The organism is Shigella sp. FC1567 (assembly GCF_001743015.1).
GTDB lineage: Bacteria > Pseudomonadota > Gammaproteobacteria > Enterobacterales > Enterobacteriaceae > Escherichia > Escherichia coli.
In genome coordinates, this window is the sequence record NZ_MIIV01000135.1 from 1 (window position 1) to 5,553 (window position 5,553).

At 48.6% G+C, this 5,553-nt stretch carries 3 protein-coding genes and 1 pseudogene; all 4 read right to left on the minus strand.

Features of this window, described 5'->3' with window-relative positions; all coding sequences use genetic code 11:
* Positions 1-283 (minus strand): transposase (locus tag BHE85_RS10080; protein WP_073692124.1); only part of this gene is annotated, 283 nt, incomplete at its 3' end.
* Positions 284-374: 91 nt separating this feature from the next.
* A pseudogene (locus tag BHE85_RS10090) lies at positions 375-4,427 on the minus strand (ESPR-type extended signal peptide-containing protein); the annotation flags it as partial.
* Positions 4,428-4,470: 43 nt separating this feature from the next.
* Positions 4,471-5,154, minus strand: coding sequence for a DUF3251 domain-containing protein (locus BHE85_RS10095; RefSeq protein ID WP_001049539.1), 684 nt, complete (start codon positions 5,152-5,154; stop codon positions 4,471-4,473).
* Between the two features lie 66 nt (positions 5,155-5,220).
* A partial coding sequence (locus tag BHE85_RS10100) for an IS1 family transposase (RefSeq protein WP_069673502.1) occupies positions 5,221-5,553 on the minus strand: 333 nt, incomplete at its 5' end.

Consider the following 5,553-nt stretch of genomic DNA (forward strand, 5'->3'; position numbering starts at 1 on the left):
CATTTTCCATCGTTTTCTTGCCGAGCAGGCGCTGGAGTTCTTTAATCTGCTTCATGGCGGCAGCAAGTTCAGAGGCAGGAACAACCTGTTCTCCGGCGGTCACAGCAGTAAGACTTCCTTCCTGGTATTGCTTACGCCAGAGAAATAACTGGCTGGCTGCTACACCATGTTGCCGGGCAACGAGGGAGACCGTCATCCCCGGTTCAAAGCTCTGCTGAACAATTGCGATCTTTTCCTGTGTGGTACGCCGTCTGCGTTTCTCCGGCCCTAAGACATCAATCATCTGTACTCCAATGACTAGTCTAAAAACTAGTATTAAGACTATCACTTATTTAAGTGATACTGGTTGTCTGGAGATTCAGGGGGCCAGTCTACTGGGTATTTTGCGCTACGCGCTCATCAGTGACTTTCAACTGACCCACGTTAACCGCATCGGTATCCGCTGAACCAGCTGCGACGTTTGTGATCTGACGTTGACCATCCGCACTACCGACTGAGAATTCACCGACAGAGTTCTGCGGTGCGTCCATGTTGTAGGCGGTATAATTGGTTTGAGCGCCACGAGTGGTCGTAGAACCATTACCTATCGCAATACTGTTGACATGAATGACTTGCGCATTGCTACCAATGGCAATGCCGTTAAGTGCATTCGCGTCCACGTAGGCACCATAACCGATACCAATACCTTTATCGCCATTCACGATGGTTTTCGCACCCATTGCCAGCGAGTCAGTTCCCACTGCCAGTGAATCTTCTTCCGTTGAATTAGCGTGGAAGTATTTAGTCGGCGTGGTTGCGACCGCACCAATCGCATTCTGCAATTGACGAACCGTAACGGCGTCATGGGCTTCGGAACCATCGGCTACGTTGATGATTTGACGATATTTACCGTCATCACCGATAGACAATGCACCGAGCAGTTCGCCATCCGTGGTGTCGTAACCAATAACAACGCCATTTTCCGTTATGCTGGTGTCACGGGAGCCTTTGGCAATCACTCGGCTGGAAACAGAGCTGCTACCTAGGGCGATACCCGTATCAACGTCGCTGTAGCTGCCCTGACCAATAGCTACGCTGCTATCGCCTTTGGCGACAGAGTTATAACCTATAGCTGTAGCGCCAACACCCTGTGCGCTGGCGTCGTTGAACGCTAAGCCGTCGTCGTTAGTACGCACATAGTTAATACCCGCACCGTTTTCTTGGATATAGGTTGCGTCGGTGTTACCAGCGAGCTGATTGATAATTTGGGTGTTCTGCTCAATCATCATATTCGTCGCATTCAACTGAGAACCGTTCACTGCATCGGTACTGTCCTCACTAATACTGCCATTAGCGACATTAGTGATGATGCTGGCTTTACCGTCATGGCTGGCATTGTAGGCTCCAGCACCGCCATTGGCAGTCTCATCCCACAGCAGGGCGTTATCATCAAGCGCATCCAGAGCGTCACCGACGTTGTTGTACTCGGCGTTCGCAATGGTGTAAGTCGGTGCGGTGATGGTGCCGTCAGCGTTGACTTCTGCGTCACCATCCAGCGCATCAGCGATGTACTTATTGGTGGTATAGAGTTGTGAGCCGTTAATCGCGTCTCTGCTGGCAGCAGAGATTGCACCGTTAGCGACGTTAGTGATTACACTGGCAGTTTTATCTTTTCCGTGAGCGGCGCTAAATGCACCATTTTCACCGGCGTCCGCATCCCAGAGCAGAGCGTCGTCAAGAGTGGTATCGATAGCATTCAGGGCATCACCGACATTATCGTAATCAGCATTAGCAATGGTGTACGTCGGCGCAGTGATGGTGCCGTCTGCATTGACTTCGGCACCACCCCCCAGCGCATCAACAACATAACTGCTCACGCCGTGGAGTTGTGAGCCGTTTACTGCGTCAGAACTGGAGTCTGAAATTTCACCATCTGCGACATCAGTGATCACGCTTGCGTCACCATTAGTACCGTGTTTGGCACTGAATTTACCTGCGGTGGCATCCCAAAGCAGAGCATCGCCGAGAGACGTGCTAAATGAGGAGTTAATCGCAGCCAGTGCATCGCCGACGTTATAATAATTTGTTTCACCGATTTTGTAGGTTGGACCGGTAAACACACCGTCAGTATTCACAGAAGCATTGCCGCCGAAGTAGGTGGCGATATTGCTGCTTAAGTCATAAAGCTGGCTACCGTTAATGGCATCGGAACTGGTTGCAGTGACTGTGCCGTCCAGGATATTGGTGATTTTGCTGGCGGTATTGTTGCCATGAGCTGCAGTGAAGACACCATTGTCCTTATCCCATTTCAGCGCATCCTCACCAAGATTAGTCACCGTCTCAGTCAGATTAGAGATGTTGGTGGTGTTAGTGGCGATATTGGTGGTATTCGTCGCCACGGCATCGTTGGTGGTTTTCAGCTGAGAGCCGTTAACGGCATCGGTGCTGCCAGTCGTCAGGTCGCCATCTTTAACGTTGGTGATTTTGCTGGTGGTCTCGGTGCCATGAGCTGCCGTGAATACACCATTGTCCTTATCCCATTTCAGCGCATCCTCACCAAGATTAGTCACCGTCTCAGTCAGATTAGAGATGTTGGTGGTGTTAGTGGCAATATTGGAAGTGTTATTGGCGATATTGGTGGTATTCGTCGCCACAGCATCGTTGGTGGTTTTCAGCTGAGAGCCGTTAACAGCATCAGTGCTGTCAGCCGTCAGGTCGGCATCTTTAACGTTGGTGATTTTGCTGGTGGTATCCTGGCCGTGAGCTGCACTGAATGCCTTTTTAGTTTCGTTCCAGAGCAGGGCATCAGCCTGAAGGTCACCAACGGAATCCGTCAGGTTGGTGATATTGGTGGTATTGGTGGCAATATTTGCCGTATTCGTGGCAATGTTGCTGGTATTAGTAGCGATATTGGCGGTGTTGGCTTCGACATCGTCATTGGTAGCTTTCAGTTGGGAACCGTTAACCGCATCCTTACTGGAGGCTGAAATCGTGCCATCCGCAACATCGGTGATTACGCTGGCAGTTGGGCTACTAGTACCATGAGCAGCGCTGTATTTGCCTTTGGTTTGGTCCCATTGCAGGGTGTTTTCATCAAGTACAGCGAGCGCAGCCCCTACGTTATTTTTGCTACCATTTTTTAAATTGTAGGTTGGTGCTGTAACAGTACCGTCATCAACATCTACTGCAGCCCCTCCTCCAAGCCTTTTTGCTACCGAGTCGCTAATGGCATAAAGCTGTGAACCATTAATGGCATCGTAACTGTCAGACTTGATCGCGCCATTTTTCACATTAACGATCTTGCGTTTTAATGAACTATTGCCGACAGAGACGGTATTGTCTAAATCCGCAATGGAATCTGCGCCCAGCGCGACAGAGTTAATACCGTTGGCACTGCTATTACTACCAAGCGCAAGACTCTTATCACCAGTTGCATTACTGGCTGTGCCTAAGGCAATGGTGTTTAAGCCTCTCGACTGGCTACCATTACCCAGAGCGATGGCATCCACGCCATCAGCTTTGTTGCCCTGGCCTATGGCGATTGCATTATCTGCCAGAGCCTGGCTGCCATTTCCTAATGCGATAGTATTGACTTTATCGGCAAGGCTTCCGAACCCCATTGCCATGCTATTAGTCCCTTTTGCCTTCGCATTATTGCCAATAGCAGTTGCATTTTCAGCGGCTTCGGTCTCAGCACCTATCGCAATAGCGTTCGCTGCGCTGGCAAGTGATTGTCTGCCAAATGCGAGGCTGTCAGTACCGCTAGCTACACTGCTACGCCCCAGGGCAATTGCGTTTTCTTCAGATGCGACGCTACTTGCTCCCAGCGCCATTGAATACGCTTTTGACGCATTGGCGGTGTCGCCAAGAGCAATACTCATAATCTCAGTAGCTTTAGTGGCATTTCCCAGGGCAATGGCGTTTGCTCCTTCCGCTTTGGAAGAGTCCCCCATAGCAATAGACAATTTACCCAATGCTTTTGAATAACGGCCGAGGGCCATTGAGTATTGGCCCAATGAATACGAAGAGGCACCCAGTGCTATACTTCTATCGCCTTCTGATATTGCACTAACCCCAAAGGCCATTGATGCACCACCAATCGCATGGGTTTTTGACCCGATGGCAGAGCTATATTGGCCTTCAGCTATAGCGTCATAACCCACAGCAGTACTGGAACCACTGGTGTTCATAAAAGTATTTGCTTTCGCCCCTTTGCCTATAGCAACCCAGCCGTCGCCAGCTGATCCACTACCGTAATCAACACCCTGACCGTTGTCATTCCCGGCATTCGCCAATGCCCCAAACGACGACAACATTCCACCCGCAACCAGCGCAGAAATTAACAGCTTACTGCGCCCAGATTTCTTGCCACGGCTTTTTGCCGTTTCGCTGGTAACAGTATAATTCCCTGTCGCAGGGTTCCAGATAACTTTAAATATTTTGTTCATTAATGATGCTCGCTATTCCTTGTTATAAGTGTACTAACTGCATTTATTTTTTGCTTCTTTTCTGCCGATTTTCAGCAGAGGGAAGATTGTCGAACTGAATATTTTCCATGTTGATGGCTAACTTCAGATATCCCAGGTTATTGGGCGAGACACCCTTCAGGGTCAAATTAATGTCTTGCCATTGACCTGGTAATAATTTCAATGTGGATTTCATTGATGTGTTGAAAAGTAATTGTTGCCACCGGGCAAACTCTTTGGCATCGACAGGTTTTTCACCACCCCATGTCGCATTAAAACCAATATTTGAGATAGGTGTACTTAATAAGTTGACCAGTGAAATATGAATAACACTGCCATTCTCTGTGGCGTCAATGGATAACACTCGACCCGCTAAAGCCACCGAACCATTGTTCAGGATGAAATACTTCGTTTTTGCTGGGTTAAACTCGGTAAAAATAAAAGTGTTTTGTTGATCTTTAACGGATTTAATTACGTGAGTTAAAGTCTTTGTACTGCTTATTATGCCAGTTTGTTGTTTTTGAATAGTTTCCAGTTGACTCTTTAGCTGTGCTTGTTGTTTTTCAAGTAGATCAATTTTATTGTTATGTTCTTCTTGTTGTTTCAATAAACTACTTTCTGGCTTGCCTTCTTCAATGTAGTCACATCCCGTTAATGCGCAGAGAACTGAAACAGTGACAGCACTGAAAAAAATCTTCTTCAAGTTCATGTAAAAATCCTTATTTCCTCCGACCAGCGATCAATGCCGGTAGAGTTGTCCGGTAATGACTCCAACTTACTGATAGTGTTTTATGTTCAGATAATGCCCGATGACCTTGTCATGCAGCTCCACCGATTTTGAGAACGACAGTGACTTCCGTCCCAGCCTTGCCAGATGTTGTCTCAGATTCAGATTATGTCGCTCAATGCGCTGAGTGTAACGCTTGCTGATAACGTTCAGCTTTCCCTTCAGGCGTGATTCATACAGCGGCCAGCCATCCGTCATCCATACCACGACCTCAAAGGCCGGCAGCAGGCTCAGAAGACGCTCCAGTGTGGCCAGAGTGCGTTCACCGAAGACGTGCGCCACAACCGTCCTCCGTATCCTGTCATACGCGTAAAACAGCCA